Source organism: Blastococcus sp. TF02A-30 (assembly GCF_003319185.1).
GTDB lineage: Bacteria > Actinomycetota > Actinomycetes > Mycobacteriales > Geodermatophilaceae > Blastococcus.
On record NZ_QOHJ01000002.1, the window covers coordinates 230,210 to 256,301 of the forward strand.

Annotated in this window: 27 protein-coding genes; 11 read left to right on the top strand and 16 right to left on the bottom strand. The window is 75.8% G+C overall.

Going from position 1 to position 26,092, the window contains the following annotated elements; all coding sequences use genetic code 11:
- Nucleotides 1-78 precede the first annotated feature (78 nt).
- On the bottom strand, nt 79-384 hold the full coding sequence (locus tag DQ241_RS05375; RefSeq protein ID WP_113829144.1) for a hypothetical protein: 306 nt from the start codon (nt 382-384) through the stop codon (nt 79-81).
- On the bottom strand, nt 381-830 hold the full coding sequence (locus tag DQ241_RS05380; RefSeq protein WP_113829145.1) for a GNAT family N-acetyltransferase: 450 nt from the start codon (nt 828-830) through the stop codon (nt 381-383). The genes DQ241_RS05375 and DQ241_RS05380 overlap by 4 nt, the downstream gene beginning before the upstream one ends.
- A 44-nt stretch (nt 831-874) precedes the next feature.
- Here DQ241_RS05380 and arr point away from each other — a divergent pair, with 44 nt between their 5' ends.
- A complete protein-coding gene (gene arr, locus DQ241_RS05385; RefSeq protein ID WP_113829146.1) occupies nt 875-1,336 on the top strand; it encodes an NAD(+)--rifampin ADP-ribosyltransferase in 462 nt (153 codons plus the stop codon).
- Nucleotides 1,337-1,342: 6 nt separating this feature from the next.
- Here the strand turns inward: arr and DQ241_RS05390 are convergent, their stop codons facing one another.
- The 3 genes from DQ241_RS05390 to DQ241_RS05400 form a co-directional block, all read right to left on the bottom strand.
- Entirely contained in the window at nt 1,343-2,191 is an 849-nt protein-coding gene (locus DQ241_RS05390) for an ABC transporter permease (protein ID WP_113829147.1), read from the bottom strand.
- Nucleotides 2,188-3,198 (bottom strand): ATP-binding cassette domain-containing protein, encoded by a 1,011-nt coding sequence (locus DQ241_RS05395; RefSeq protein ID WP_233492222.1) that lies wholly within the window; start codon nt 3,196-3,198, stop codon nt 2,188-2,190. Before DQ241_RS05395 ends, DQ241_RS05390 begins: the two co-directional genes overlap by 4 nt.
- A gap of 84 nt (nt 3,199-3,282) precedes the next feature.
- A complete protein-coding gene (locus DQ241_RS05400; protein ID WP_233492223.1) occupies nt 3,283-3,765 on the bottom strand; it encodes a DUF6328 family protein in 483 nt (160 codons plus the stop codon).
- A 126-nt stretch (nt 3,766-3,891) separates the two neighbouring features.
- Between DQ241_RS05400 and DQ241_RS05405 the strand changes: the two genes are divergently transcribed.
- Entirely contained in the window at nt 3,892-4,113 is a 222-nt protein-coding gene (locus DQ241_RS05405; protein ID WP_113829149.1) for a hypothetical protein, read from the top strand.
- Nucleotides 4,114-4,126: 13 nt separating this feature from the next.
- Here DQ241_RS05405 and DQ241_RS05410 read toward each other — a convergent pair whose 3' ends face one another.
- From DQ241_RS05410 to DQ241_RS05420, 3 genes are all read right to left on the bottom strand, one after another.
- Nucleotides 4,127-4,594 (bottom strand): PGPGW domain-containing protein, encoded by a 468-nt coding sequence (locus DQ241_RS05410; protein ID WP_113829150.1) that lies wholly within the window; start codon nt 4,592-4,594, stop codon nt 4,127-4,129.
- Between the two features lie 62 nt (nt 4,595-4,656).
- Nucleotides 4,657-4,926 (bottom strand): DUF2277 domain-containing protein, encoded by a 270-nt coding sequence (locus DQ241_RS05415; RefSeq protein WP_113829151.1) that lies wholly within the window; start codon nt 4,924-4,926, stop codon nt 4,657-4,659.
- A 16-nt stretch (nt 4,927-4,942) separates the two neighbouring features.
- Nucleotides 4,943-5,599, bottom strand: a complete 657-nt coding sequence (locus DQ241_RS05420) for a hypothetical protein (protein ID WP_233492224.1) — start codon at nt 5,597-5,599, stop codon at nt 4,943-4,945.
- A 116-nt stretch (nt 5,600-5,715) separates the two neighbouring features.
- On the opposite strand from DQ241_RS05420, the gene DQ241_RS05425 reads away from it, so the two are divergent.
- On the top strand, nt 5,716-6,117 hold the full coding sequence (locus DQ241_RS05425) for a hypothetical protein (protein WP_113829152.1): 402 nt from the start codon (nt 5,716-5,718) through the stop codon (nt 6,115-6,117).
- An 84-nt stretch (nt 6,118-6,201) separates the two neighbouring features.
- The gene (locus tag DQ241_RS05430) at nt 6,202-7,098 is read left to right on the top strand and encodes an SDR family oxidoreductase (RefSeq protein WP_113829153.1); all 897 of its coding nucleotides are present in this window, start codon (nt 6,202-6,204) and stop codon (nt 7,096-7,098) included.
- Nucleotides 7,099-7,131: 33 nt separating this feature from the next.
- On the opposite strand, the gene DQ241_RS05435 is transcribed toward DQ241_RS05430, so the two are convergent.
- Complete coding sequence (locus DQ241_RS05435) at nt 7,132-7,680, bottom strand: hypothetical protein (protein WP_113829154.1); 549 nt, start codon at nt 7,678-7,680, stop codon at nt 7,132-7,134.
- Nucleotides 7,681-7,817: 137 nt separating this feature from the next.
- On the opposite strand from DQ241_RS05435, the gene eat reads away from it, so the two are divergent.
- From eat to eutC, 3 genes are read left to right on the top strand one after another with little or no spacing between them, the layout of a single operon-like run.
- A complete protein-coding gene (gene eat / locus DQ241_RS05440) occupies nt 7,818-9,275 on the top strand; it encodes an ethanolamine permease (RefSeq protein WP_113829155.1) in 1,458 nt (485 codons plus the stop codon).
- Nucleotides 9,272-10,687, top strand: coding sequence for an ethanolamine ammonia-lyase subunit EutB (locus tag DQ241_RS05445; RefSeq protein ID WP_113829156.1), 1,416 nt, complete (start codon nt 9,272-9,274; stop codon nt 10,685-10,687). Before eat ends, DQ241_RS05445 begins: the two co-directional genes overlap by 4 nt.
- A complete protein-coding gene (gene eutC / locus DQ241_RS05450) occupies nt 10,684-11,412 on the top strand; it encodes an ethanolamine ammonia-lyase subunit EutC (protein WP_113829157.1) in 729 nt (242 codons plus the stop codon). The genes DQ241_RS05445 and eutC overlap by 4 nt, the downstream gene beginning before the upstream one ends.
- On the opposite strand, the gene DQ241_RS05455 is transcribed toward eutC, so the two are convergent.
- Entirely contained in the window at nt 11,409-12,719 is a 1,311-nt protein-coding gene (locus tag DQ241_RS05455; RefSeq protein ID WP_113829158.1) for a PP2C family protein-serine/threonine phosphatase, read from the bottom strand. The genes eutC and DQ241_RS05455 overlap by 4 nt on opposite strands.
- Nucleotides 12,720-12,854: 135 nt before the next feature.
- Here DQ241_RS05455 and DQ241_RS05460 point away from each other — a divergent pair, with 135 nt between their 5' ends.
- Nucleotides 12,855-15,149 carry a hypothetical protein gene (locus tag DQ241_RS05460; RefSeq protein ID WP_147252336.1) on the top strand — a complete coding sequence of 765 codons (2,295 nt, stop codon included), beginning with the start codon at nt 12,855-12,857 and terminating at the stop codon, nt 15,147-15,149.
- 10 nt (nt 15,150-15,159) lie between these two features.
- Here DQ241_RS05460 and DQ241_RS05465 read toward each other — a convergent pair whose 3' ends face one another.
- Nucleotides 15,160-15,387 (bottom strand): hypothetical protein, encoded by a 228-nt coding sequence (locus DQ241_RS05465; protein WP_113829160.1) that lies wholly within the window; start codon nt 15,385-15,387, stop codon nt 15,160-15,162.
- A 19-nt stretch (nt 15,388-15,406) separates the two neighbouring features.
- Between DQ241_RS05465 and DQ241_RS05470 the strand changes: the two genes are divergently transcribed.
- Nucleotides 15,407-16,036 carry a hypothetical protein gene (locus tag DQ241_RS05470; RefSeq protein WP_113829161.1) on the top strand — a complete coding sequence of 210 codons (630 nt, stop codon included), beginning with the start codon at nt 15,407-15,409 and terminating at the stop codon, nt 16,034-16,036.
- A gap of 1 nt (nt 16,037) precedes the next feature.
- Here DQ241_RS05470 and cydC read toward each other — a convergent pair whose 3' ends face one another.
- From cydC to DQ241_RS05485, 3 genes are read right to left on the bottom strand one after another with little or no spacing between them, the layout of a single operon-like run.
- The gene (gene cydC / locus DQ241_RS05475; protein ID WP_113829162.1) at nt 16,038-19,379 is read right to left on the bottom strand and encodes a thiol reductant ABC exporter subunit CydC; all 3,342 of its coding nucleotides are present in this window, start codon (nt 19,377-19,379) and stop codon (nt 16,038-16,040) included.
- Nucleotides 19,376-20,395, bottom strand: coding sequence for a cytochrome d ubiquinol oxidase subunit II (gene cydB, locus DQ241_RS05480; protein ID WP_113829163.1), 1,020 nt, complete (start codon nt 20,393-20,395; stop codon nt 19,376-19,378). Before cydB ends, cydC begins: the two co-directional genes overlap by 4 nt.
- A gap of 31 nt (nt 20,396-20,426) precedes the next feature.
- Complete coding sequence (locus DQ241_RS05485) at nt 20,427-21,986, bottom strand: cytochrome ubiquinol oxidase subunit I (protein ID WP_113829164.1); 1,560 nt, start codon at nt 21,984-21,986, stop codon at nt 20,427-20,429.
- Nucleotides 21,987-22,098: 112 nt separating this feature from the next.
- Here DQ241_RS05485 and DQ241_RS05490 point away from each other — a divergent pair, with 112 nt between their 5' ends.
- Both DQ241_RS05490 and DQ241_RS05495 read left to right on the top strand, forming a co-directional pair.
- Nucleotides 22,099-22,443 carry a BlaI/MecI/CopY family transcriptional regulator gene (locus DQ241_RS05490; RefSeq protein ID WP_113829165.1) on the top strand — a complete coding sequence of 115 codons (345 nt, stop codon included), beginning with the start codon at nt 22,099-22,101 and terminating at the stop codon, nt 22,441-22,443.
- A 22-nt stretch (nt 22,444-22,465) separates the two neighbouring features.
- The gene (locus DQ241_RS05495; protein ID WP_113829166.1) at nt 22,466-23,395 is read left to right on the top strand and encodes a M56 family metallopeptidase; all 930 of its coding nucleotides are present in this window, start codon (nt 22,466-22,468) and stop codon (nt 23,393-23,395) included.
- Here the strand turns inward: DQ241_RS05495 and DQ241_RS05500 are convergent.
- Nucleotides 23,381-23,707: a hypothetical protein gene (locus DQ241_RS05500; RefSeq protein ID WP_147252337.1), complete on the bottom strand. Its 327-nt coding sequence runs from the start codon at nt 23,705-23,707 to the stop codon at nt 23,381-23,383. The two genes, DQ241_RS05495 and DQ241_RS05500, sit on opposite strands and share 15 nt — an antisense overlap.
- A gap of 116 nt (nt 23,708-23,823) precedes the next feature.
- Complete coding sequence (locus DQ241_RS05505) at nt 23,824-26,070, bottom strand: cation-translocating P-type ATPase (protein WP_113829439.1); 2,247 nt, start codon at nt 26,068-26,070, stop codon at nt 23,824-23,826.
- Nucleotides 26,071-26,092: the final 22 nt, after the last annotated feature.

Below are 26,092 nucleotides of genomic sequence, written 5' to 3' on the forward strand. Positions count from 1 at the left end.
CGCGCGGTATCGCAGCCGGGTGCGCGGTCGACGGCGTGCTCGGCCGCCGTACCGCGAGGTCGACGACGCCCGGCGAGGTCAGGGCAGCCGGGTGAGGAGCGTCCGGGCCAGCTCGAGCAGCGCCGGCGTTCCGGTGCCGTCGTCCGCGGCGGCACGCAGCACCGCGGCCAGGGGTGCCGCGACGGCGGGGGAGAGCGCGGTGATCCACGCCGCGGAGGCCGCCCGCGCCTCGGCCACGTGCTCGGTGCCGCCGTCGGCACGGGCGGCGATCACCTCGGGGCGCGAGGCGAGCAGCCCGCCCAGCCGCCAGTTCCCCGGCGTGGTGCGCGCGGCCAGGGCGGTGAGCCGGTCGGCCGCCTCGCGGAGCAGCTCGGCGTCGCTCACGCGGCGGTGGGTTCGCGGCGCATCGGGACGTGCGGGATGCCGTCCTCGTCGTAGCCGGGCCCGCTCCGGCGGAAGCCGAACCGCTCGTACCAGCCCTCCAGGTGCGCCTGGGCGCCCAGCGTCAGCGGGACGTCGCCGTAATCGGCGATGCCCTGCTCGATGAGCCGCGCGGCCAGCCCCCGCCCCCGGAACCGGACGTCGGTGGCGACCCGGCCGATCGCCCTGCTGGCCCCGTTGTCGAGCACCCGGATGGTGGCCGCGACCTCGCCATCCACGTCGAACCACAGGTGCTCGGTGGCCGGCTCCACGTCCCGCCCGTCGAGCTCCGGGTAGGGGCACTCCTGCTCGACGACGAAGACGTCGACCCGCAGCCGGCACAGCGCGTAGACCTCGAACGGGGTGAGGTCGGCGAAGGGCGCGCGGCGCAGGACGGGCTCGGAGGGCATGCGACCTTTGTAGCCGAGGCCCGGTCCGCCCTACGGTCGGGGCGATGGAGGAGACCGGTGGCACCCGCGAGCCCGTGACCCTCGAGAACTGCGCCGACGTCCGTGGGCCCTTCTTCCACGGGACGAAGGCGGTGCTCGCCGTCGGCGACGAGCTCGTCCCCGGCCGGGGGTCCAACTTCGCGGCCGGCCGGGTGATGAACCACGTCTACTTCACCGCGCTCGTGGACACCGCCGCCTGGGGAGCCGAGCTGGCCACGGCCCTCGCCGGGGACGACGACCGGGGGCGCATCTACGAGGTGGAGCCGCTCGGCCCGTTCGAGGACGACCCGAACGTGACCGACCAGCGGTTCCCCGGCAACCCCACGCAGTCCTACCGCACCCGCTCCCCTCTGCGCGTCGTCGCCGAGGTCGAGGACTGGGAGGGGCACCCGCCCGAGGTCGTGCAGGCGATGCTCGACAGCCTCGCCCGGCTCCGGGCGGAGGGGCGCGACGTCATCCTCGACTGAGGTCGCTCAGTCCCGGTTGCCGTACCGGCGCATGGTGAGCGGGCCCAGCACCGCCACCAGCAGCGCCGCCCAGGCGAACACCATGAGCACGTCGCCGCCGGCCGCCTCGCCGTGCATCAGCCCGCGCACCGCCGTCACCAGGTGGGAGACGGGGTTGACGTCGACGAAGGCCTGCAGCCAGCCGGGCATCGTCGAGGGGTCGACGAAGATGTTGCTGCCGAAGGTCAGCGGCGTGATGACCAGCATGCTCCAGCCCATGACCGCGTTCGGCGTCCGCAGCCGCAGCGCCAGGAACGTCCAGATCCAGCCGAGCGCGAAGGCGAACACGAGCAGCAGGCCGACCGCGGCCAGGACGCCCAGCGCGCCGCCGTCCGGCCGGAAGCCGAGCAGCATGCCGAGGGTGATGATCACCGCCGAGGCGAGGGTGAACCGCAGGACGTCGCCGAGCAGCGCTCCCACCAGGGCCGAGGGCCGCCACACCGGCAGCGAGCGGATGCGGTCGAAGACGCCCTTCTCGATGTCGGTGTTCAGCGCGACGCCGGTGTACATCGTGATCATCAGGATGCTCTGCACCAGGATGCCCGGCAGGAAGAACTGGATGTAGGCGTCGACCGTGCCGGCGAGGGCGCCGCCGAAGAGCAACGTGAAGATCAGCGTCATCATCACCGGGAAGGCGGTGACGTCGAACAGCTGCTCGGGCACGTGCTTGATCCGCAGCAGCGTCCGCCAGCCGAAGGTGGCCGAGGCGGCCAGCGGTCCCTGCGGCTTCGGCCGCGCGCCGGCGACCAGGGCTTCGTGGACGGCGGCGGTGTCGGGCACCCAGGTGCCGGTGGCCGGGGTCTGGACGGCGGTCATGCCTGGTCCTCCTGCGCGGGGGCGGTGCCGGTCGCGTGGCCGGTCAGGGCGAGGAACACCTCGTCGAGGCTGGGCTGGCCCAGCGCGTACTGCGCCAGGCCGATCTGCGCGTCCTCCAGGGCGGTGAGCGCCCGGGCGACGGGGCCGGCGTCCGCGACCGTGGCGACGAGCCCGGCGGGGTCGCCCTGCTCGTGCACCTCGACGCCGAGGACCCGCTGGAGCAGGTCGCGGGCCGCCGCGCGCTGCTCCGGCCGGCGCACCCGCACGTGCAGCGAGCCGGTGCCGACGGAGGCCTTCAGCTCCCCGGGCGAGCCCTCCGCGACGACCGTGCCGGTGTCGATGACCGAGATCCGGTCGGCCAGCTGGTCGGCCTCGTCCAGGTACTGCGTGGTGAGCAGCACCGTCGTCCCGCCGCGGACCAGCGCCCGGACCACCTCCCAGACCTGGTTGCGGCTGCGCGGGTCCAGCCCGGTCGTCGGCTCGTCGAGGAAGATCAGGTCGGGCCGGACGACGATGCTCGCGGCGATGTCGATCCGCCGCCGCATGCCGCCGGAGTACTTCTTCACCTGCTTGCCGGCGGCCTCGGTCAGCCCGAACGCGTCGAGCACCTGCTCGGCCCGCGCCCGGCCCTCCGCCCGGGGGTAGCCGAGCAGCCGGGCCAGCAGGCGCAGGTTCTCGTCGCCGGTGAGGTCCTCGTCGAGCGAGGCGAACTGGCCGGTGAGGCTCACCCGGGCGCGGACCGCGTCGGCCTCGTGCACCACGTCGTGGCCGAAGACCCGCGCCGTGCCGGCGTCGGGCCGGATCAGGGTGGCCAGCACCCGGATGGTCGTGGTCTTCCCGGCCCCGTTGGGACCGAGGAAGCCGTGCACCCCGCCGCGCGGGATGAGCAGGTCGACGCCGTCGACCGCCCGGGTCGTGCCGAAGTGCTTGACCAGCCCGTGGGTCTCGATCGCCGGGCCGTCGTCCCGGTCCGGTCCCCGCACCGGTGCGTCCGCCGCGATGGTCACCCGTCCGCCTCTCGCTCCCGACGGCCGGGAGCGGCCGTCGGGAGGTACGACGACGCCGCGCTGCGGAACTCATCGGGTCCCGGGTCAGTCCTCCGGCCGCACCTGCTCCTTGCGGGCCCGCTGCCACAGCGGGACCGCCAGCCACCACCAGGCCAGCAGCGCGCCGAGGACCCCGGCCGTGACCCACGCCTGGGTGCGGTTGAACAGGATGTCGACGACGAGCAGCAGCGCCGAGCAGATGGCCACCGCGAGCGCGAGCAGCCCCGCGGCCGCCGACCGGTTGCTGCGCTGCAGGAGGTTCTCCTTGTCGCGCTGCCGGAACAGCAGCCGGTGCTGCGCGGCCGGGGCGATGAGCAGGGCGGTGGCGACCGCGGCGGCCACCAGCGCCACGAAGTAGACGTCGCGCTGGAAGTCCGTCACCCGGTCCACGTTCTGCGAGAACGGGACGACGAGGAGGAAGGCGAAGAGGAACTGCACGCCCGGCAGCGCCACCCGCAGCTCGTTGAGCAGCTCCATCAGCTCGCGGTTGATCCGCTCCTGGCGGCTCTCCCGGTGATCGTCGGCCACGTCCACCTCCCTGGCCCGGGCGTCCCGGACGTCGGGTGCCCATGCTGCGGGAACAGACGCGTGAACAGCGGACGACGCCACGCGAAAGGGTGAGGGAGCCGGCGCCGGGCGGGGTAGGGGAGGGGCATGTCGATGTCGAGCCCGTTGGAACCGCACCTCGGCCAGCCAGACGAGGGGATCCCCGCCGCCGACCCCGGAGCGGGTGCGCCCCCGCCGGCCGAGGGCTTCGGCGTCGGCGGGGAGGAGCCCGACCACCCGGAGGACCGGCCGCCCGCGGACGCCGGTGGCGACCACGCCGATCCGCCCGACGACCCGCCGTTCCGGACGCCGGACCCGCACGACCTCTAGCGGACCCGGCGGCTCACAGGCCGAGCGCGGTGGTGGCCTGGTCGACGAGCTGGAAGTGGCCCACGGACCAGACGGCGACGCCGGCCAGCGCCAGGCCTCCCACGGTCACCGCGACCGAGCTGGCCGGGTGCTGGCGGGCGTGCGCCCACGCGTCCTTCGCCTTGCGCTGGAACGTGGTGAAGAAGCGGCGGGCCCAGTCGAACTCGGTCGACCACACCCACAGGCCGAGCAGCACCGGCGGGATGGTGAGCGGGCCGGGCAGCACGGTCAGCGCGAGCCCGAGCGCGACGCACAGCAGCCCGACGGTGAACACGCCGATCCGCCAGGCGAGGACCACGCTGCGGTTGGCGTGCACGCGGGCGCGGAAGCTGCCGGGCACCACCGGCCGCGGGGCACCGAGACCGTCGGTGCACTGGGCGCACCGGGTGGCGCCGGTCGCGTGGTCCTGCGAGGCCGCGGGGCGAGCGGCGGTCGTCGTCATGACCGGTGCACTACCCCGGCGACCGCACCGCCATCCCCGTTGTGCGCAATCGATCCGCGCGGTCAGCTCGCGTAGCGGGCGGCGGAGCGCGCCCGCGCCTTGGCGGCCTCCACCTCGCGGTCCTTCGGCGGGGCGGTGGTCACCAGGGCGTCGAGCAGCCGGGCCGACGCCTCGGCGATCTCCTCGACCGCGCGGTCGAAGGCCTCGGCGTTGGCCCGGGACGGCTTCGTCGTCCCGCTGATCTTGCGGACGTACTGCAGGGCTGCGGCGCGGACCTCGTCGTCGGTCGCCGGCGGCTCGAAGTTCGACAGCGGTCGGATGTTCCGGCACATGCGCCGCAGCGTCCTCTCAGAAGCCCGCCCTGTCGACCTTGCGGTGGTAGCGGTCGCCGAGCTTGCCGCCCAGCACCGCGCCGGCCAGCGTGGCCAGCAGCACGGCGACCAGGGTGACCACGCCGGCCGTCGTCGCGTCGCCCTCGTCGACCGGGATGCGCGGCAGGTCGAGGTCCTCGAAGACGTTGTACTGGGCTCCGGCGATCACCCCGGCGACGGCCAGCGCGACCACCACGACCAGCCCGATCAGCCAGACCGCGACGCCCTGCCGGGCGCCGTCGAACCGGGACATCCGGCCGGCGACGTACCCGCCGGCCAGGTAGGCGAGGAACAGCACGACCAGCAGGCCGATCGCCCCGCCGAGGCCGAGCGTCTCGACCTGGTCGGCCGCCTCGTCGGCGGTGTCGACGCCCTGCGAGAGGCCGAGCGCGACACCGGCCGCGCCGAGCAGCGCCACGAGCAGCACGGCGAGCCCGTTGGCCGAGAGCCAGCCGAAGAAGGCCGCGCCCCACTTGATCCCGCCGAAGCGGGTGTGCTGGGCGGCGACGGCGTCGCGGGCGGCGCCGCGGGTGGGCGACGCTCCCTCCCCGGGGGCCGGGCGGCCGACCGCAGGCTGGACGGCGGTCGCGGCCGGATCACGGCGATCGGGCAGGGTGGGGTCGGTGCCGGGCATGGTTGCCTCCTCGGTGCGGACGGATCCCCCGGGGCGGTGCCCGGGTGCGGTTCCCGGCCCTGACCTGGGCGAACCCCGGTGTCCCCCGGACGGGCGAACGACGGAGGCGAGGCGCGGTGGCGGTGCTGCTGGTGGACGCGGCCAACGTGGTCGGCGCCCGGCCCGACGGCTGGTGGCGCGACCGCGCCGGTGCCGCGGCCCGGCTGCTCGCCCGCCTGGCGGCGCTGCCCGGGACGACCCTGCCCGGTCCGGACGGCGGGCCGCTGCGCTGCGACGGCGTGGTGGCCGTGGTCGAGGGGCGGGCGCGCGACGTCCCGGACGTCGACGGGGTGCGCGTCGTGCGGGCCGCCGGGAGCGGGGACGACGCGCTGGTCCGGGTGGCCGGCGAGCTGGTCCAGGACGGCCCGGTCCTCGCCGTCACCGCCGACCGCGGGCTGCGCGCCCGGCTGCCGGGAGGCGTCGAGGTGGCCGGGCCCGGGTGGCTGCTGGCCCGGCTCGACGAGGTGGCGCCCGCATGACCCGCCCGGCGGCCGGGTAGCCCGGGCGGGACGTCGAGCCGCGGCGGGGCGAGCAGGGCCCTCCCGCACGGAGGAGATCCACCCATGCCCATCCCCGACGACGGCACGCCCCTGGCCGTCCTGGTCACCGGTGCGTCCAGCGGCATCGGCCGGGCGACCGCCCAGGAGCTCGCCGGTCGCGGCGCCCGGCTGGTGCTGGTCTCCCGCGGCCGCGAGTCGCTCGAGGAGGCCGCCGACGAGTGCCGGGCGGCCGGTGCCCTCGAGGTGGTCGTGTGCCCGGCCGACGTCCTCGAGGAGGACGCGCTGCGCGCCGCGGTGGGGACGGCGGTGGACCGGTTCGGCCGGCTCGACGTCGTCGTCCACGCCGCGCAGGTGATGGCCTACGGCACGATCGAGGAGGTGCCGCGGGAGGTCTACGAGACCGTCGTCGACACCGCCGTGCACGGCACCGCGAACCTGGCCCGCGTCGTCCTGCCGGTGTTCCGGAAGCAGGGGGCCGGCCACCTGGTCGTCGTCAACTCGCTGCTGGGCAACGTCGCCACCCCGCTGATGGGCAGCTACGTCACCGCCAAGTGGGGGCAGCTCGGCCTGGTCCGGACGCTCCAGCAGGAGGTCCGCGACGAGCCGGGGATCTCCATCTCCGTCGTCCAGCCCGGCGGGGTGAACACCCCGATCTACAGCCAGGCGGCGTCCTGGACCGGCAGCACGGGGCGGCCGCCCCCGCCCACCTACTCGCCGTACCGCGTGGCGCGCCGCGTGCTCTCCACGCTGGACCGGCCCCGCCGGGTGGTGCAGGCCGGGGTCCTCAACCACGTGGTCACCGCGGGCTTCCGGCTGCTGCCCGGGGTCTACGACGCGCTGGTCGGACCGCTGCTGCAGCGGATGGCCATCGCCGACGACGACGTGCCGCCGACCACCGGCAACGTCCTGGAGTCCCAGCCCGCGGGCAACGCCACCGAGGGGCGCTGGCGCAGCATCTGAGCCGCGCCGCGCCTTCCGGCGGCCGTCCCCGCGTCAGCGCGCCGCGACGCCTCGGGCCACCTCGCCGGCGCGCTGCTGCTCGCCGGCGTAGGAGCTGATCGCCACCAGCGTGCCGGTGAGCGCGGGGATCACCCACTGCAGCGTGTCCAGCTGCTGCTGCGCGGCGGCGACGTCGGCCTGGAGCGCCTTGGTCCGCTTGCTCGGCCGGGTGCCCGACCGGGAGGGCACCGAGCCGGCGGCCGAGACGCGCTGGCCGAGCACGCGGCTGTAGGCCGTGGCGCCGAGGGCGGCGGCGGTGACCAGGGTCTTGAGCGCCGACATGCCCGCGACCCCCTGCTGGGCGGCCACCCGCTGCTTGTTCGCCCGCAGCTGGCCCACGCTGCCCACGAGGTGCGCGCCGATCGCGACCGCGTTGACCGGCGTCCACCGGTCCCAGCCGGCGTTGGCGACGCGCCCGGTGGCCGCGTCGGTCCCCGCCTCGCCGGCGGCGGGGTTGAGGGCGACCGCGTTGGCCAGCGTGCCGCCGAACCAGGCGGACAGGCCGAGGTCGTGCAGCGTGCGGGAGAGCGTGTTCCGGGCCATGGGAGCTCCAGGTGCGCTGGGGGAGGGGGAGGTGCTCCTACCCGTCCCGGGGCGCTGCGTACCGGCCCGGTGAACTCCGTGTTCCAACACGTCGAGGCCCGTTGCGGTGCCGTCGCGGGCGGGTCCACGCTGCCGCCATGACCGTCGACCCCACCGCCCGGCCCGCCCCCCACCACGCCGGCGTCGAGGCGGAGGTGGTCGACGCCGGCTACCTGCGGAAGCGGGAGCTGCGCACCGGCACCGCCGGCTGGGTGCTGCTGGCCGGCCTCGGGGTGGCGGCGGTCATCTCCGGCGACTACGCCGGCTGGAACTTCGGGCTGGCCGAGGGCGGGTTCGGCGGGCTGCTCGTCGCGCTCGTGCTCATGGCCGTCATGTACACCGCCATGGTGTTCGGGCTGGCCGAGCTGGGGTCGGCGCTGCCGACGGCGGGCGGCGGCTACACCTTCGCCCGGCGGGCGCTGGGTCCCTGGGGCGGGTACGCGACCGGGGTGGCGGTGCTCATCGAGTACGCCATCGCCCCGGCCGCGATCGCCACCTTCATCGGCGCCTACGTCGAGTCGCTCGGGCTGTTCGGCATCACCGACGGCTGGTGGGTGTACCTGGCCGCCTACGCGCTGTTCATCGGCGTGCACCTCATGGGCGTCGGCGAGGCGCTCAAGGTGATGCTGGTGATCGCGGCGATCGCCGTCGCCGGGCTCGTCGTCTACCTGGTCGGCGCCGTCCCCGCGTTCGACTCCGCGAACCTGCTCGACATCGCGCCCACCGACGCCGCCGGCGCCTCGGACTTCCTCCCGCAGGGCTGGATGGGCATCTGGGCGGCGTTCCCGTTCGCGATCTGGTTCTTCCTCGCCGTCGAGTGCGTCCCGCTGGCCTCGGAGGAGGCCCGCGACCCGGCCCGCGCGCTGCCCCGGGGCATCGTCGCGGCGATGGGCGTGCTCCTGGTCCTGGCCGTCCTCATGCTCGTGTTCACCGCCGGCGCCGGCGGCTCGGAGGCGATGTCGGCCAGCGGCAACCCGCCGGTGGAGGCGCTCGAGGTCGCCGGGTCGTCCTCGGCGCTGACCGACGTCGTCAACTACGCGGGGCTGTTCGGGCTGGTCGCCAGCTTCTTCTCGATCATCTACGCCTACTCGCGGCAGACCTTCGCGCTCTCCCGCGCCGGCTACCTGCCGCGGGCCCTGTCGGTGACCAACGGCCGCAAGGCGCCGGTGCTGGCGCTGCTGGTCCCCGGCGCCATCGGATTCGTCCTGTCGCTGACCGGCGAGGGCGCGATGCTGCTCAACATGGCGGTGTTCGGCGCGACCGTCTCCTACGTGCTGATGATGGTCAGCCACGTCGTGCTGCGCCGCCGCGAGCCGGACCTGCACCGCCCGTACCGGACGCCGGGCGGGGTGGCGACGACGGGCACGGCGCTGGTGCTCGCGGCGGCGGCCGTCGTCGCCACGTTCCTGGTCGACGTCGAGGCGGCGCTGTGGACGCTGGCCGCCTACGCGCTGTTCCTCGGCTACTTCGCCCTCTACAGCCGGCACCACCTCGTCGCATCGGCGCCGGAGGAGGAGTTCGAGCTGCTGGCCGCCGCCGAGCGGGAGATGGAGTGACCGTCCGCCGCACCACCCTCGGCGGGCACACCTACGAGTTCCCGTCGCTGGTCGAGCTGCTCGCCAAGGCCACCCCGGCGCGCTCGGGGGACGTGCTGGCCGGGTGCGCGGCGGGGTCGGCGGCCGAGCGGGTGGCGGCGCAGACCGTGCTCGCCGACCTCCCGCTGGCCACCTTCCTCGACGAGCAGGTGGTCGGCTACGACGAGGACGACGTCACCCGCCTCATCGTCGACACCCACGACGCGGCCGCGTTCGCGCCGGTCGCATCGCTGACCGTGGGGGAGTTCCGCGACCGGCTGCTGGCCTGGGCGGCGGACGGCGACGAGCCGGCGATCAGCGCCCTGGCGCCGGGGCTCACCCCGGAGATGGTCGCGGCGGTGTCGAAGCTGATGCGCAACGCCGACCTCATCGCCGTCGGGCGGCGGGCCCGGGTGGTGACCAGGCTGCGCTCCACGCTGGGGCTGCCGGGACGGCTGGCGTCGCGGCTGCAGCCCAACCACCCGACCGACGACCCGCTCGGCGTGACGGCCTCGGTGGTCGACGGGCTGCTGCAGGGGTCCGGTGATGCGGTCATCGGGATCAACCCGGCCACCGACTCGCCGGCGCAGACCGTCGCCCTGCTGGAGCTGCTCGACGCGGTCATCACCCGGTACGGCATCCCGACCCAGTCCTGCGTGCTCGCGCACGTCACCACGACGCTGCGCGCGCTGGAGCAGGGCGCACCGGTGGACCTGGTGTTCCAGTCGGTGGCCGGCACCCAGGAGGCCAACCGGGGATTCGGCGTCACGCTCGACCTGCTGGCCGAGGCGCGGGCCGGCGCGCTGGAGCTCGGGCGCGGCACGGTGGGGCGCAACGTCACCTACTTCGAGACCGGGCAGGGGTCGGCGCTGTCGGCCGGCGCGCACCTCGGCGTCGGCGGGCGGCCGGTCGACCAGCAGACGCTGGAGTGCCGCGCCTACGCCGTCGCCCGGCACTTCGAGCCGCTGCTGGTGAACACCGTCGTCGGTTTCATCGGCCCCGAGTACCTGTACGACGGCAAGCAGGTGATCCGGGCCGGGCTGGAGGACCACTTCTGCGGCAAGCTGCTCGGCCTGCCCATGGGGGTCGACGTCTGCTACACGAACCACGCCGAGGTCGACGCCGACGACACCGACACGCTCACCGTGCTGCTCGCCGCCGCCGGGTGCTCGTTCGTCATCGCCGTCCCGGGGTCGGACGACGTGATGCTGCACTACCAGTCGCTGTCCTTCTCCGACGTGCTGACCGCGCGGCAGGTGCTGGGGCTGCGCCCGGCGCCGGAGTTCGAGGAGTGGCTGGCCCGGATGGACCTGCTGGACGACGACGGCCGGGTGCGCGCGCTGGCGCCCGACGCACCGGCGGCGAAGGCGCTGCTCGCGGCGGCGCAGCCGTGACCGCGGTCGGGAACGACCCGTGGGCGGTGCTGCGCGCGGCGACCCGGGCGCGGGTGGCCCTCGGCCGCGCCGGCGACGGCCTGCCGACGGCCCGCGAGCTGGAGTTCCGGCTCGCGCACGCGGCCGCCCGCGACGCGGTGCACATGCCGTTCGAGCCGGACGTCGTGCGGGCCGCGCTCGGCGACCTCGACGTGCTGGAGGTGCGCTCGGCGGCCGCCGACCGGGCGGAGTACCTGCAGCGGCCGGACCTCGGGCGCCGGCCGGCGGAGGGGACGTCGCTGCCCCGGACCGGCGACGACCTCGCGGTGGTGCTCGCCGACGGTCTGTCCCCGCGGGCGGTGCACGAGCACGGGGCGGGGCTGGCGACCGCGCTGCTGGACCTGCTCGACGGGTGGTCGGTGGCGCCGGTCGTGCTCGCGCACCAGGCGCGGGTGGGCCTGGGTGACGCGATCGGCGCGGCGCTCGGCGTGCGGGCGGTCGTCGTGCTGATCGGCGAGCGGCCGGGCCTGTCGTCGGCCGACTCCCTCGGCGCCTACCTCACCTGGGACCCGAGGCCCGGGCGGGTGGACTCCGAGCGCAACTGCGTCTCCAACGTGCGGCCGCCGCACGGGCTGGGCTACGAGCAGGCGGCGCGGACGATCGCCGCGCTGCTGGCCGGCGCCCGGGCGCTGGGCGCGTCCGGGGTGGCGCTCAAGGACGAGGGAACGGCGTTGCCGCCGGGTTAGCTCCGGTCGCTGGTGGGTCGCGCCTCGGGGATGTCGGGGGAGAGCTCGTCGTCGTGCGGTGGCTGCTTCCACTCGACGAGCAGCAGCGACGCGTCGTCGCTGGTGCGGCCGCGGCGGGCGTCCACGAGCGCGTGCGAGAGCCGGCGGATCGTCTCCGGCGCCCGCAACCCGTCCGAGGCGCTCTGCTCGATGAGCTCGCGCAGCCGGTGCTCGCCGAACTGCTCGCCGCCGTCGAGGCGTTCCTCCACCACGCCGTCGGTGAAGAACAGCACCCGGTCGCCCGGCTCCAGCTGGACCTTCTCGACCCGCGGTTCGCGGTCGCCGAGCCCCAGCGGCCGGGTGGTCGGCCCGGTCAGCTCGTCCACCACCGTCCCGTGGCGCACGAGCAGGGCGGAGGGGTGCCCCGCGTTGACGTAGGTGAGGACTCCGTCGCGGGTGTCCAGCTGACCGACGTGGGCGGTGGCGAACCTGCCCGGGTACGTGGTCGCGACGACCCGGTCCATCTCCGCGCACAGCTGCGCGAGCTCCACGCCGGCGCGCCGGCCGTGCCGGTAGGCGGCGGTCACGACCGTCGACATCGTGGCCGCCTCGAGCCCGTGGCCCATCGCGTCGAAGACGGCCAGGTGGAGCGTGTGGTGGTCGTAGGCGTAGTCGAAGCAGTCGCCGCCGACCTCGTAGGCCGGTTCGAGGATCCCGGCCAGGTCCAGCTCCGGCGTCTTCATCGACAGCGGGGGGAGGGTCTGCCACTGCAGCTGCGCGGCCAGGCTCATCGGCTGCGTGGTGCGGATCTGGGCGAAGGTGTCGGTGTACTCGTTCTTCGTGACGACGAGGTCGGCGACCAGCCCGGCCAGGCGCTGGGCCAGTCGCCGGTCGTGCTCGTTGACGCGGTCGAGGGTGAAGGACAGGACCCCGACCCGGTCGGATCCGTCCAGCATCGGGAGGTGCAGCCGGGTCCCGCCGTCGTCCTCGGTCTCGACCGGCTCCTCGGTGGCGAACGCCCGACCCGTCGCCGTGCCGTCGATCGGCAGCACCTCGGCGTGCAGCAGCGTCCCGCGCAACGGCTGCAGGGTGTGCTGGTCGTAGTCCTGCAGGTGGATCGACACCTTCCGGCAACCGATCGCCGTGAGCTCCTGGGCCACGAGCGGCCCGACGAGGCGCGGCGGGATCAGGTGCGCGCGGTCGAGCAGCGAGCCCAGGACGCGCTCGCCGAGGCTCTCCTCGCGGATCGCGGCGTCGTCGCGGTCGCGGAAGCCGATCGTGGGCGCCTGCTCCTCGCCCCGGTCGTCGGCGTGCTGGTCCTCGGCCATGACCGGTGCATGCGCGGGGCGGGGGCGGGCGAAACGTGGCGCCGGTCGCGCGGCCACCCGCGCCGCGACCACTGTTCCCGCGGAACCACGGGGTCTAGCGTCCGCTTCCTCGTCCGGGCCTGCGGGGGAGGCGCCGTGCCCACCTGGCTGAGGCACCTCGTGGGGGGAGCGGCGGTCCTTGCAGCCCTCGGGGCCGTCGGGTGGGCGGTGCTCCCCACGGGGCCGTCGGACTCCTCCGGTCCGCAGTTCTGCTTCGCACCGCCGCTCGCGCCCGAACCGCCGGTGGTCGGCGCCGGGGACGCGGACGCCGGGCTGCGGGAGGCGAACCGCCTGTCCGAGGCCGGTGAGCTGGGCCTCGCCGAGCGGTTGTACGAGGCCGCGCTCGAGGGCGGGGACGTGCGGGCGGCTGCCGGTCTGGAGCACGTCGAGGCGCGGCGGGGGGCCGCGGAGCGGGTGGCGGCCTCGGCGCAGCGGCTGGCGCGGGCCGGCCTGGGTGACGACGCGGACGCCTGCTTCCAGAGCGCACTCGCGCTGGACCCGGCCAACGCCGCGGCACGCACCGGGCTGACACCCGACGAACGGGTGTTCCCCGCTCGGGCCGCCGACCGCTGGGACGCCTTCTACTCGCGGTGGCTCGGCCCCTCCTGGGCCTTCCTCGTACCGGCGCTCGGGGTCCTCGCCGTCCTGCTCGTCCTGGCCCGGCTCCTGACGCCCGTGGTCGCTCCGGGTGCCGCGCTCGCGTGGCCGGACGGGTTGCGCACGGCGGCGTGGTGGTCCGGGCTGGCCCTGGTCGTCATGGCCGTCGTGCGGGGGATCGCCCTCCTGGGCTGGCCGCCCGCCCGGGCGGACGGCATCGGTCAGGAGTGGCGGACGCCCGTGGCCGCAGGGCTGGCCGCCCTCGTGCTCCTGACGGTCTGGCTCGGTGCCCACGCCCGCACCCTGCGCGATCTGGGCACCCGGGCCCAGCGGCTGGAGCTCCCGCGGGCCGCGGCCGGTTGGCTCGGGGGCGCCCTGTCGGTGCTCGGCCTCCTGGCGGTGGTGGCCCTCGGCCGCGCCCTTCCCGACGTGCCCGACGAGGGGTGGCCGTGGGTCCTCAGCGCGGGGGTCGCCGCGCTGGGCGTCGCGCTGCTCGCCGTCGGGCGGGGGCACGCGCTGCGGCTGCACGTGGCGGTGCGTGCCGGGAACGCGGCCGACGCGGCCGGCACGTCCTACGTCCTCGCCCGTCTGCAGGACCTGGGGACCTCACCGCCCGAGGGGCTCAAGGCGCCCCAGCAGGTGGACGTCGTCGACCTCCCGGCCGAAGCGCTCAAAGGTCTGCCCGCGGGCAAGGTCGCCACGTTCCTCGCCTCGGCCGCCGGCCTGGTGCAGCCGTCCGTCCCCTGGCGCGCCACGGTGGAGGACCACGCGGACGGCTGGATGACGGTGACCGTGACGCGGAACGGCGCGGTGGTGCGGACGGCCATCGTCGACGGGGAGCGGTTCCGCAAGGATCCGACGCCGGAGAAGGCGGCCGCGGGCGGCGACGCCACCGCCGCGAAGACGCCGCCGCCGGACTCGCGCAACCGGCTGACGGCCGCGGCAGCGGTGATCCTCACCGAGGTGGCGGTCGGGCACCCACGACTGGAACGCGGGCTGTGCGGTGCCACGCAGTGGGACAGCGTCGCGGCGCACGTCGTCGCGACGCTGCCGGCCAACTCGTCCCCGGAGGACGAGGAGTTCCGACGTCGGCTCCAGGCGTTCGCGGTCCAGCGCGATCCGCGCAACGCACTGGCGCGCGCGGCGTACGTGCAGCGGCTGGGCGCGGGGGACGGAGGGCTGGACGGCTTCCGAGCGCAGGCGCGCCGGCTCGAGGACCTGCTCAAGGTCGTGGAGTGGCAGCGGCGCGACCCGTTCCGGGTGCACGGCTCGACGAACGGCGCGCCTCCTCCGGCGCGCACCGACGACGACGGCTACCTGCCGCTCCGGCTCAGGATCACCCACTCCGCCGCCGCCGCCTGGCTGAACGCGGCGGCCAGCGACGGGGCGGAACCGGCCGACCTGGACGCAGCCAGGACGGCGGTTGCGTCCTTCGGGCGGTTGCTCGGCGCGTGCGGGCCCGAGGCGGGCGCCGACACCTTCGTCCAGGAGCTCAGCTCGGTCCACGACGAGCTGCAGGTGGCGCTGGCCGTGCTCCGACCGGGCCGGTGGTCGGAGGAGTTCCCGGGGACCGCGACCTGGTACCGCCCGCGGTCCCTCGAGGCCCTCTACGACCGGGCGTGCGCCCTGGCCGTGGAGGTGCGGAACCGGGAGCCGGGGAGCACGGGGAGCACGGCCCTGCAGGCGCTCGCCCAGGAGGACCTCCGACTCGCGGAGGGGCTGCCGCGCCTGCGGGCGCAGTCCGCGACCGACCCCTGGCTCCGCCGGCTGCCTCCCCGGAACGGGTCCGGCTGAGCCCTGCGCGTCAGCGCCGGCGGAGCACCCGGGCCAGGCGGTGGGTTCGGCCCGCGGTCAGCTCGGCGGCGGTCGCCGGCTCCGGCTCGGCGGCAGCCGCGGCGTGCCGCTCGTGCAGCCGGGCGCGCACGTCCTCGGGGGTCAGGGCTCGGCGCTGCCGCTCGTTGCGGGCCAGCACCGCCCCGGTCGCGGCGACACCGGCGAGGCCGGCCAGTCCGAGCAGCTTCCAGGGGCGCACGTCCGTAACGTAGCGCCCCGTGCCTGCGCTTTCGCTCGAGGACGCGGTGGAGCTGACCCGCACCGGTGACGTCTGGATCTTCCGCGGTGCCTCCGTGGCCGACCGGGCGATCCGTGCGCTGACCAACGCGCCGGTGAACCACGTCGGCATGGCGGTCGTGCTGGACGACCTGCCGCCGCTGCTCTGGCACGCCGAGCTCGGCCGCTCGCTGCCGGACGCGTGGACCGGTCAGCACCAGCGGGGCGTGCAGCTGCACGACCTGCGCGACGCCGTCCTCACCTGGCGGCAGCGGTACGGGCAGCGGGCCTGGCTGCGGCAGCTGGTCGGCCCCGCCGACCACGGGGGCGTGACCCCCGCGATGGAGGACGCCGTCCTGCGCACCGTCGCCCGGCTCGACGGCCGCCCGTTCCCGACGACCCGCGGCCTGGTGCGCGGCTGGGTCAACGGCCGGCTGCGGCGGCACACCCGCGCCGAGACGGTGTTCTGCGCCGAGCTGGTCGCCGCCACCTACACGGCGATGGGGCTGCTGCCGGGCGACCGGCCGCTCAACGCCTACGACCCCGGCAGCTTCTGGTCCGGCGACGACCTGGAGCTGCTGCAGGGCGCCCGGCTCGGCCCGGAGATCCCGGTCGAGGTCCCCGCGGCCTGAGTCAGGCGGTCGCGCGCGCCGCCGTCTCGCCCAGATGCAGCACGGTGTCGCCGTCGCGCTCGACGTCGCCGTCGTGGGTCACGCAGACGACCACCCGGCCGGCCAGCGCGGTGCGCAGGTCCTCGACCAGCGCTCGCGCCGTCGGCGGGTCCAGGTGCGCGGTCGGCTCGTCGAGGAGGACGACGTCGCGGTCGGCCAGCAGCGCGCGGGCCGCGGCCAGCCGGCGGCGCTCGCCCCCGGACAGCGCGGTGCCCCCGGCGCCGACCTGGGTGTCGAGCCCCTCGGGCAGCGAGTCCAGCAGCCGACCGAGGCCGCAGGAGACGAGCGCCGTGGCCATCCGCAGCTCGCCGTCCGGTCCGCTCAGCGCGCCGCGCGGGGCGGCCGCCGCCAGGTTGGCCCGGATGCTCGAGGCGAACACGTGCGCCTCCTGCGGCAGCCAGGCCATCCGGCCGCGCACCGCCTCGCCGGTCAGCCGCGCGGTGTCGACCCCGTCGAGCGCGTAGCGCCCGGCCCGTGGACGCAGCGCGGCCATGAGGACGGCGAGCAACGTCGACTTGCCGGTGCCCGACGGGCCGCGGACCACCAGCCAGCCGTCGCCGGCCCGCGCCGCCGCGGTCAGGTCGCGCAGCACGTCCGGGCCGCCCGGCCAGCCGGCGGTCAGGTCCTCGACGGCCAGCTCGCGCACCTCGGCGGGTGCCGGCAGCGGCTCGGCCGGCTCGGCGGGCAGGGGAGCGGTGAGGACGGCGTCCAGGCGGGCCTGCGCGTCGGCCAGCGCGCCCCGCCGCTGCAGGGCCGGCACCAGCCCGGCGAGGGGTTCCGACAGCGCCAGCGGGGCGAGCGCGAGCACGGCGAGCACCGGACCGGCCAGGCCGTCGCGGGCGCCCACGGCCGTCGCCAGCACCGCGGCCAGGCCCGTGCCCAGCACGATCAGGCCGGTGCCGAGCGCCGCGGCGCGGGAACCGGTGCGGGCGAACGACGCCTGCCGGTCGGCAACCGCCGCCAGGTCACGGGCGGTGCGCGCGGCCAGCCCGTGGGCGCGGAGGTCGGCGGCGCCGTCCAGCGCGGTGCTCGTGGCCCGCAGCGCGTCGACCTGGAGCGTGCTCTCGGCGCGCGCGGCGCCGGCGTCCAGCCGGCGGTGGGTCCACCAGACCGCCGCGACGGTGGCGGCCAGCACCGCGGCCACCGTGCCGGCGACCACCGGGTCGAGGAGTGCGAGCGCGGCCACGGTGGCGGCGGGCACGGCGATCGCCACGACCAGCGGCGGGCGCACCCGCACGGTGAGGTCCTGCACCACGCCGACGTCGCCGACCACGCGGGCCAGCGCGGCCCCGGGCGTCCGGTCCGCGGCCAGCCCCTGGGCGGCCAGCGCCCGCCACACCCGCACCCGCAGCGACGCGGCCATCCGGAGCGCGGCGTCGTGCGAGGCCAGCCGCTCCAGCCAGCGCAGCCCGGCGCGGCCGAGCCCGAAGAACCGCACGCCGACGATGGCGACCATCAGCGTGAGCACCGGGGGCATCTCCGCGGCGCGCACGATCAGCCAGCCGGACACGGCGGTCAGCGCCACTCCCGCACCGGAGGAGAGCGCGCCGATCAGGCCGGCGCGGGCCAGCGCACCGCGCTCGGGAGCCGGGTCGCCGACCTCCTTGACCGCCCCCTCCAGCTTTCGGTACCGAGAGCTCGAGGGAGCGGGGGTCTCGGCGGGGGTCTCGGCGGGGGCGGGTGCGGGTTCGGGCAGCTCGACGGTCCGGTCGCCCAGCGCGCCCAGCACCGGGTCGTGGGTGACGAGCAAGGTGGTGACCGTGCCGCGCAGACCCAGGAGCACCTCGGCGACCAGGGCACGGGCGTCGTCGTCCAGGTGCGCGGTCGGCTCGTCGAGCAGCAGGAGGCGGGCGCCGCGGCGGATGCGGACCAGTGCCCGCGCCAGCGCCACCCGCTGCAGCTGGCCGGGGGAGAGCGACTCCGGTTCCCGGCCGGCGAGGTCGGTGGCGCCCACCCGGGCCAGCGCCTCGACCACGAACGCCTCGCCGACGATCTCGTCGACGCCGGGCTCGGAGCCGGCGTGCCGGCGCAGCTCGTCGGCGACGGTCGCGCCCGTGGTGCGGGGGAACTGCGGCACCACCGCGACCGCGCCGGCCGGGACGCCGCGCACCGACCCGCCGTCGACGGCGTCCGGGCCGAGGAGGCCGGCCAGCGCGGCCAGCAGCGTCGACTTGCCCGATCCGCTGGCGCCGGTCAGCGTGACCATCTCGCCGGGGCGGACGTCGAGGTCGGTCGGGGGGAGCGCGGCGACCAGCCGGCCCGGGTAGCGGACCGTCAGGCCGCGGACGGCGACGTCGGCACCGCGCGGGTCGTCGTCGTCCGACCCCGCCGCGCGCCCGGGGACGGGGGCGGCGAGAACGGCACGGGCCTCGGCGGCGGCCAGCGCGGCGTCCTCGGCGGCGTGGTGCGCCGAGCCGAGCGCGCGCAGCGGGGCGAACGCCTCCGGGGCGAGCAGCAGCGCGGTGAGACCGAGGGCCAGCGACAGGTTCCCGTGCACCAGCCGCAGGCCTACGGTGACCGCGACCAGCGCGACGGAGAGGGTGGCGATCAGCTCGAGCACCAGCGCGGAGAGGAAGGCGATCCGCAGCGTGGCCATCGTGCGGGTGCGGTGCGCCTGGCCGAGCCGGGCCAGCGCGGCGGCCTGGTCGGCGGCGCGGCCGAGGCCGACCAGCACCGGCAGTCCGCGGACGAGCTCGGCGACGTGTGCGGCGATCCGGTCGAGGGCCCGGGCCGAGTCGGCCGTGGCCACCTGGGTGTGCTTGCCGACCAGCACCATGAACACCGGCACCAGCGGCAGCGTGCAGGCGACCAGCACGGCCGAGAGCAGGTCGGTCGCGGCCAGCACGACCAGCAGCACCGGGGGGACGACGATCGTCTGGGCCAGCGCCGGCAGGTAGGTGGCCAGCGCCGGGCCCAGGTCGTGCAGCCGCGTGGTGGCCAGCACGGCGGCCGGGGCCGGACCTCCGGCGGCGGCGACCGCGGCGGGGGAGGCGGCCAGCCGGTCGAGCAGCGCGCGCCGGAGCCGGTCCTCGGCGCGGCGGGCGTCCCGGGCGGCGAGCACCTCGCCGGCGGTGCCGGCCGCGGCGCGCAGGGCGGCGCCGGCCGCGGCCAGCACGAGCGGGCCGCCGACCCCGCCGTCGGCCAGCCCGGCCCCCCGGGCGACCGCGTGGGCCAGGCCCGCGGCGAGCAGCACCAGGCCGGCGGCCTGGCCGAGCGCGGCCAGGCCGGCCCGGACCAGCGCCCCCGTCAGCCCCGGGACGCCGGCCAGCGCGCCGAGCGGCCCCCGTCCGGCGTCGGTGCTCATGCCCGGGCGGCCTCGGCCGGCTGCTCGTGGACCGGCTCCGCGGTCAGCCGCTTGCGGAACACCCAGTAGGTCCACGCCTGGTAACCGAGCACGACCGGCAACCCTACGGCGGCCGCCCAGGTCATGACGGTCAGCGTGTAGTCGCTCACCGAGGCGTCGGTCACGGTCACGTCGAAGGCCGCGTCGATCGTCGAGGGGACGACGACGGGGTAGGCCGCCCCGAAGATCGTCGCCGCCGAGGCCACCAGCAGCACCGCCCACGCGGCGAACGCCGAGCCCTCGGCGTCGACCTTGATCCGCGCCCAGGCGACGACCCCGGCCAGCGCCGCGATCAGCCACAGCACGCCGGTGACCGGGGTGCCGTAGCGCAGGTGCACCCAGCCGGCCCAGCCCAGCAGCGGCAGCGCGGCGACCGGCGACCAGCGCAGCGCGAACGCCCGGGCCCGCAGCCGCACGTCGCCGTCGACCTTGAGCGCGAGGAAGAGCGCGCCGTGCACCAGCGAGAAGCCGAGCACCGCGGCGGCCCCCAGGAGAGCCGCCCAGCTGAGGCCGGCGAACGCGCCACCGACGCGGTTGCCGTCGGCGTCGATCGGCAGGCCGAGGGTGGTCGCACCCAGGGCCGCGCCCACGCCGAGCGCGGCGATCAGCGAGCCGGCGGTGATGATCCGGGTCCAGGTCGCGTCCCACGCCTCGGTGTGGTGCGAGTGCCGCCACTCGAAGGCGACAGCCCGGATGATCAGCCCGAACAGCACCAGCACGAAGGGCAGGTACAGCGCCGGCAGCCAGGTGGCGTACCAGCCGGGGAAGGCGGCGAACACCGCACCGGCGGCGGTGATCAGCCAGACCTCGTTGCCGTCCCAGAGCGGGCCGATGCTGCGCAGCATCAGGTGCCGGTCGGCGGGGCGGCGGCCCAGCACGGGAAGCAGGGCGGCGACGCCGAAGTCGAACCCCTCGAGCAGCAGGAACCCGGTCCAGAGCACCGCGACGGCGGCGAACCAGAGCGTGGCCAGATCCATGGTCGTCTTCTCTCTGCGGTCGTTCGGTGCGTCAGTAGGCGAAGGAGAGGACGTCGTCGTCGGCCCGCCGGCCGTCCGATCCGCCCGGGACGTCGTCGTCCGGGCCGCCCTCGGGGGTGTGGCCGGGCACCGGTGCGCCGTCGCCGGTGGTGACCCCGCGCCGGACGAACCGGCCGATCAGCCACAGCTCGACGACGGCGAGCGCGCCGTAGACGAGGGTGAGCGTGATCAGCGACGTCCAGACCTCGGCGGCGCTGATGCCGGGGGAGACGGCCTGGGCGGTGAAGAAGTAGACCTGGTCCTCCACCGGGACGTCGGGGTTCGGGTAGACGACGAACGGCTGGCGGCCCATCTCGGTGAAGATCCAGCCCGAGGCGTTGGCGACGAACGGCGCGGCGACGGCGAGCAGCGCGCCGTAGACGCCGATCCGCGAGGTGGGCACCCGCCCCTTCCGCGTCGACCAGAGGGCGTAGGCGGCCACCCCCGCGGAGAGCGCGCCCATGCCGATCATCAGCCGGAAGTTCCAGTAGGTGACCGCGAGCAGCGGCGTGTAGTCGATGGGCTCCCCGGCCTTGGCCCCGAAGGACGGGTCGTCGGGGTAGGTCTCGCCGTAGACGGCGGCGTACTCCTCCTGCAGCTCGTTCACGCCGGGGACGGCGGTGGAGAAGTCCCCGTGGGCGAGGTAGCTGAGGATGTAGGGGACCGTGATCGAGTGCACGTCGTCGCACTCGTTCGAGCCGAACTTGCCGAAGGCGAAGATCGAGAACGACGCCGGCGCCTCGGTCTCGCAGAGGGCCTCGGCGGAGCTCATCTTCAGCGGCTGCTGCTCGTACATGAGCTTGCCCTGCCAGTCGCCGGTGACGGCGGTGAGCAGGAAGGCGGCGAGCGACACGTACCCGCCCAGGCGGACCGAGCGGCGCCACACCGAGTGGTCCACGTCCTCGGGCGAGCGACCGGCCAGCTTCCGCTTGCGCAGGTGCCAGAGGCCGATGCCGACCAGCAGCGCGCCGGCCACCATGAGCGCGGCGACGATCGCGTGGCTGAAGGCGGCCAGCGCGGTGTTGTTGGTGAGGACGGCGAGGAAGTCGACCTGCAGCGGGCGGCCGGTGGCGTCGTCCACCTCGACCCCGACGGGGTGCTGCATCCACGAGTTGGCCGCGATGATGAAGTACGCGCTGACGATCGAGCCGATGACCGCGGCCCAGAGCGCGGCCAGGTGCACCTTCTTCGGGATCCGGCCCCAGCCGAAGATCCACAGCCCGAGGAACGTCGACTCGAGGAAGAAGGCGAGCAGCGCCTCGAGCGCGAGCAGCGAGCCGAAGACGTCGCCGACGAAGCGGGAGTACTCGCTCCAGGCGAGCCCGAACTGGAACTCCTGCACCAGGCCGGTGGCCACGCCGAGCACGAAGTTGATCAGGTAGATGCGGCCCCAGAAGCGGGTCATGCGCAGCCACTCGGGCTTGTCGGTGCGCACCCACATGGTGTGCATGACCACGACCAGGATCCCCAGCCCGATGGTCAGGGGGACCATCAGGAAGTGGTAGACGGTCGTGATCCCGAACTGCCAGCGCGCTACGTCGAGCACGTCCACCGTGTTCTCTCCCTCGTTCAGCAGTCGACGTGCCTTTTCTACGCCCTGTAGAAGACAAAGTTCTACGTCTCGTAGACAATCGGCGTGTGAGACGTCGGACAGGGAGGGACCTTTGGCCTCGTTAGGGGAGCTGGAGCGCACCGTCATGGACCGCCTGTGGCAGGCCGAAGGTCCCGTCTCGGCCGCCACGCTGCGCGACGAGCTGGCCGACCGCGGCCTCGCGCTGACCACGGTCCACACCGTGCTGACGCGGCTGGAGCAGAAGGGCTTCGTGGTCCACGACGACGCCCGCCCGCGCCGCTTCTCGCCGCGCGCGAGCCGCGAGGAGCACGCCGCCGAGCTGATGCACGAGGTGCTCGGCCAGGCGGGTGACCGGCAGGCCGTGCTGGCCCGGTTCGTCGGCGGCGTCGACGAGGACGAGGCCCGGCTGCTGCGCGAGCTGCTGGCCGGCGGCTGAACAGACCGCCGGTCCCGACCCGATGCTGCCCGTCACCGCGGCCGCCCTCGCCGTCCTCGCCGCCCTGCTGGCCTGGCCGGTGCCGGCCTGGCTCGGCCGTGCGCGGTGGCCGCGGCGCGATCCGCTGGTCGCGCTGCTGTGCTGGCAGGCGATCGGCCTGGCCGGGGGCCTGTCGATCATCGGAGCGCTGCTGGTGCACGGCCTGGCGCCCTGGGGTCACTCGCTCCCGGAGGCGTGGTGGGCGTGGGTGCGCCGGCACCCGGCCGAGGAGGTGGTCCGCGGTGACCACTGGGTGGCCATGACCCTCGCCGCGGTGCTGGCCCTCCAGCTGCTCGGTGTGCTGGCGCTGTCGTGGTGGCGCACCGCCCGCACCCGGCGCCGGCACCGCGACATGCTGGAGCTGGTGGTCCAGCCGGCCGCCGCACCCGACACCCGGCTGCTCGAGCACCCCGCGCCGGTGGCCTTCTGCATCCCCGGCGCCCAGCCGCTGCTGGTGCTCTCCTCCGGCATGGTCGCCGAGCTCGACGACGCCGAGCTGGCCGCCGTCGTCGCGCACGAGCGGGCGCACCTGCGCGAGCACCACCACCTGCTGCTGCTGCCGTTCGTGGCGTGGGAGGCCGCGCTGCCGGTGCTGCCCGCCGCCGGGCGAGCGCACGCCGCCGTCCGGGAGCTGGTGGAGATGCGGGCCGACGACGTGGCGCTCGAGGTGGTCGACGGTCCCGATCCGCGGCGGACGCTGGCCCAGGCGATCGTGGCCGCGGTCGGTGGCGCCGGGGGAGCGGAGGTGCCGCGCGGGGCCCTGGCCGTCACCGGCGGCGCGGTGCGCGCCCGCGTGGTGCGGCTGCTCGAACCGCCGGCCCCGCTGCCCCCGGCCGGTCGCGCGGCGGCCCTGGTGTGCGCCGGCCTGCTGCTGCTCCTGCCGACCGCGTTGCTGCTGCTACCCGCGCTGTGACAGCCGCGCCAGGCCGGCCGTGGCGAGCGCGACGGCGGCGCTGGTCCGCGCCGCCCGGCCGTACCGGGACGACGCGGCGAACGGCAGCATGCTCGCGGCGTGCACCAGCTCGACCCCCACGGCCGCGGTGACGACGCCGGGTTCCGGGCGGATCAGCAGCGCACCGTGCTGGGCGACGAGGCGCGCCCCCAGCAGCCGGACGAGCCAGCGGCGTTCCCGCGGGAACGCCGGGTCGACCGCGGCCAGCACCCGCCCCGGCTGCGTCAGCAGCGCGACGCCGGCGGCCACCCCGGTCGCCGCGAGCGCTCGCACCGCGGGAGCTCCGGTCCGCTCGGCCACCGCGGTCCCCCCTCGGGAAGGTGCTCCTCGCACAGTTGTGCTCTGCCCCGCGGGGCGGGGCAGAGCACAACTGTGCCGGAGGACGTCGGTCAGCTCCCGACCGGCTCCCCGGCACGGGGGGAGCCGACGGGGAGCGGCGTCGTCGCGTCGCGGTTCTCCGGCAGCGGGGCGAAGCCGCGCAGCCGCAGCGAGTTGGTGACGACGAAGACGGAGCTGAACGCCATGGCCGCGCCGGCCAGCATCGGGTTGAGCAGCCCGGCCATCGCCAGCGGGATCGCCGCCACGTTGTAGGCGAAGGCCCAGAACAGGTTGCCCTTGATGATCGCCAGCGTCCGGCGGGAGAGCCGGATGGCGTCGGCGGCCGCCCGCAGGTCGCCGCGGACCAGGGTCAGGTCGCTGGCCTCGATGGCGACGTCGGTGCCGGTGCCCATCGCCAGGCCGAGGTCGGCCTGGGCCAGGGCGGCGGCGTCGTTCACGCCGTCGCCGACCATCGCCACCGTCCGGCCTTCGCCCTGCAGCCGGCGGACGACGTCCACCTTGTCCTGCGGCAGGACCTCGGCGATCACCTCGTCGATGCCCACGGAGCCGGCCACGGTGCGGGCGGCCCGCTCGTTGTCGCCGGTGAGCAGGATGGGCTGGAGGCCGAGGTCGCGCAGCTGCCGGACCGCGGCGGCCGAGGTCGGCTTGACCGCGTCCGCGACCACCAGCACGCCGCGCGCGGCGCCGTCCCAGCCGACGGCGATCGCCGTGCGGCCGGCCTCCTCGGCCTCGTCGGCGGCGCGCTCCAGGGCCGGCGGCAGCGCCAGCGACCAGTCGGCCAGCAGCCGGCGGCGGCCGACGACGACCGCGGAGCCCTCGACCACGCCGTGCACGCCCAGCCCCTCGACGTTGGCGAAGCCCTCGACGGCGGGCAGGGCACCGCGCTCGGCTGCCGCGGCCGCGACCGCCTGCGCGATCGGGTGCTCGGAGGCCGCCTCCAGCGCGCCGGCGAGGCGCAGCAGCCGGTCGGCGTCCTCGCCCTGGGCCGGGACGACGTCGAGCAGGGTCATCCGGCCGGTGGTGACGGTGCCGGTCTTGTCCAGGACGACGGTGTCCACCCGGCGGGTGCTCTCCAGCACCTCGGGGCCCTTGATGAGGATGCCGAGCTGCGCGCCGCGGCCCGTGCCGACCATCAGGGCGGTCGGCGTGGCCAGCCCGAGGGCGCAAGGGCAGGCGATGATCAGGACCGCGACCGCCGCGGTGAACGCCGCCGGCAGCCCGGCGCCGGCGCCGATCCAGAAGCCCAGCGTGGCGGTGGCCAGCGCCAGCACCACCGGCACGAAGACCCCGGAGATCCGGTCGGCCAGGCGCTGCACCTCGGCCTTGCCGTTCTGCGCGTCCTCGACCAGCCGGGCCATCTGCGCCAGCTGGGTCTCCGCGCCGACTCGCGTCGCCCGGACGACCAGCCGGCCGCCCGCGTTCACCGTGCCGCCGACGACGGCGTCGCCGGGGCGGACCTCGACCGGCACCGGCTCCCCGGTGAGCATCGAGGCGTCCACCGCCGAGGAGCCCTCGGTCACCTCGCCGTCGGCGGCGAGCTTCTCGCCGGGGCGGACGACGAACAGGTCACCGACGGCCAGCTGGTCGACCGGCACCCGCCGCTCGGTGCCGCCGCGGAGCACCGAGACCTCCTTGGCGCCCAGCTCCAGCAGCGCGCGCAGCGCCGCGCCGGCCCGGCGCTTGGACCGGGCCTCGGCGTACCGGCCGGCGAGCAGGAAGGTGGTGACCCCGGCCGCGGCCTCGAGGTAGATGTTGGCGCTGCCGTCGGAGCGCTCGATGGTCAGCTCGAACGGGTGCACCATGCCCGGCGTGCCGGCGGTGCCCCAGAACAGCGCGTAGAGCGACCAGCCGAAGGCGGCCAGGGTGCCCAGGGACACCAGGGTGTCCATGGTCGCCGCGCCGTGGCGGGCGTTGGTCCACGCGGCCCGGTGGAAGGGCAGCCCGCCCCACACCACGACCGGCGCAGCCAGGGTGAGCGAGAGCCACTGCCAGTACTCGAACTGCCAGGCCGGCACCATCGCCAGGGCGACCACCGGCACGCTGAGCAGCGCGGAGACGACGAGCCGGGTGCGCAGCGGGGCGGAGGGGTCGGCCTCCTCGACCGCCTCGGGCTGCGGCGGCTGCGGGAGGCTGGCGGTGTAGCCGGTCTTCTCCACCGTGGCGATGAGGTCCTCGACGGGGACGTCGCCGTCGACGGTGACCTTCGCCTTCTCGGTGGCGTAGTTGACCGTGGCGGTGACCCCGTCGAGCTTGTTGAGCTTCTTCTCCACCCGCATCGCGCAGGACGCGCAGGTCATGCCGCCGATCAGCAGCTCGACG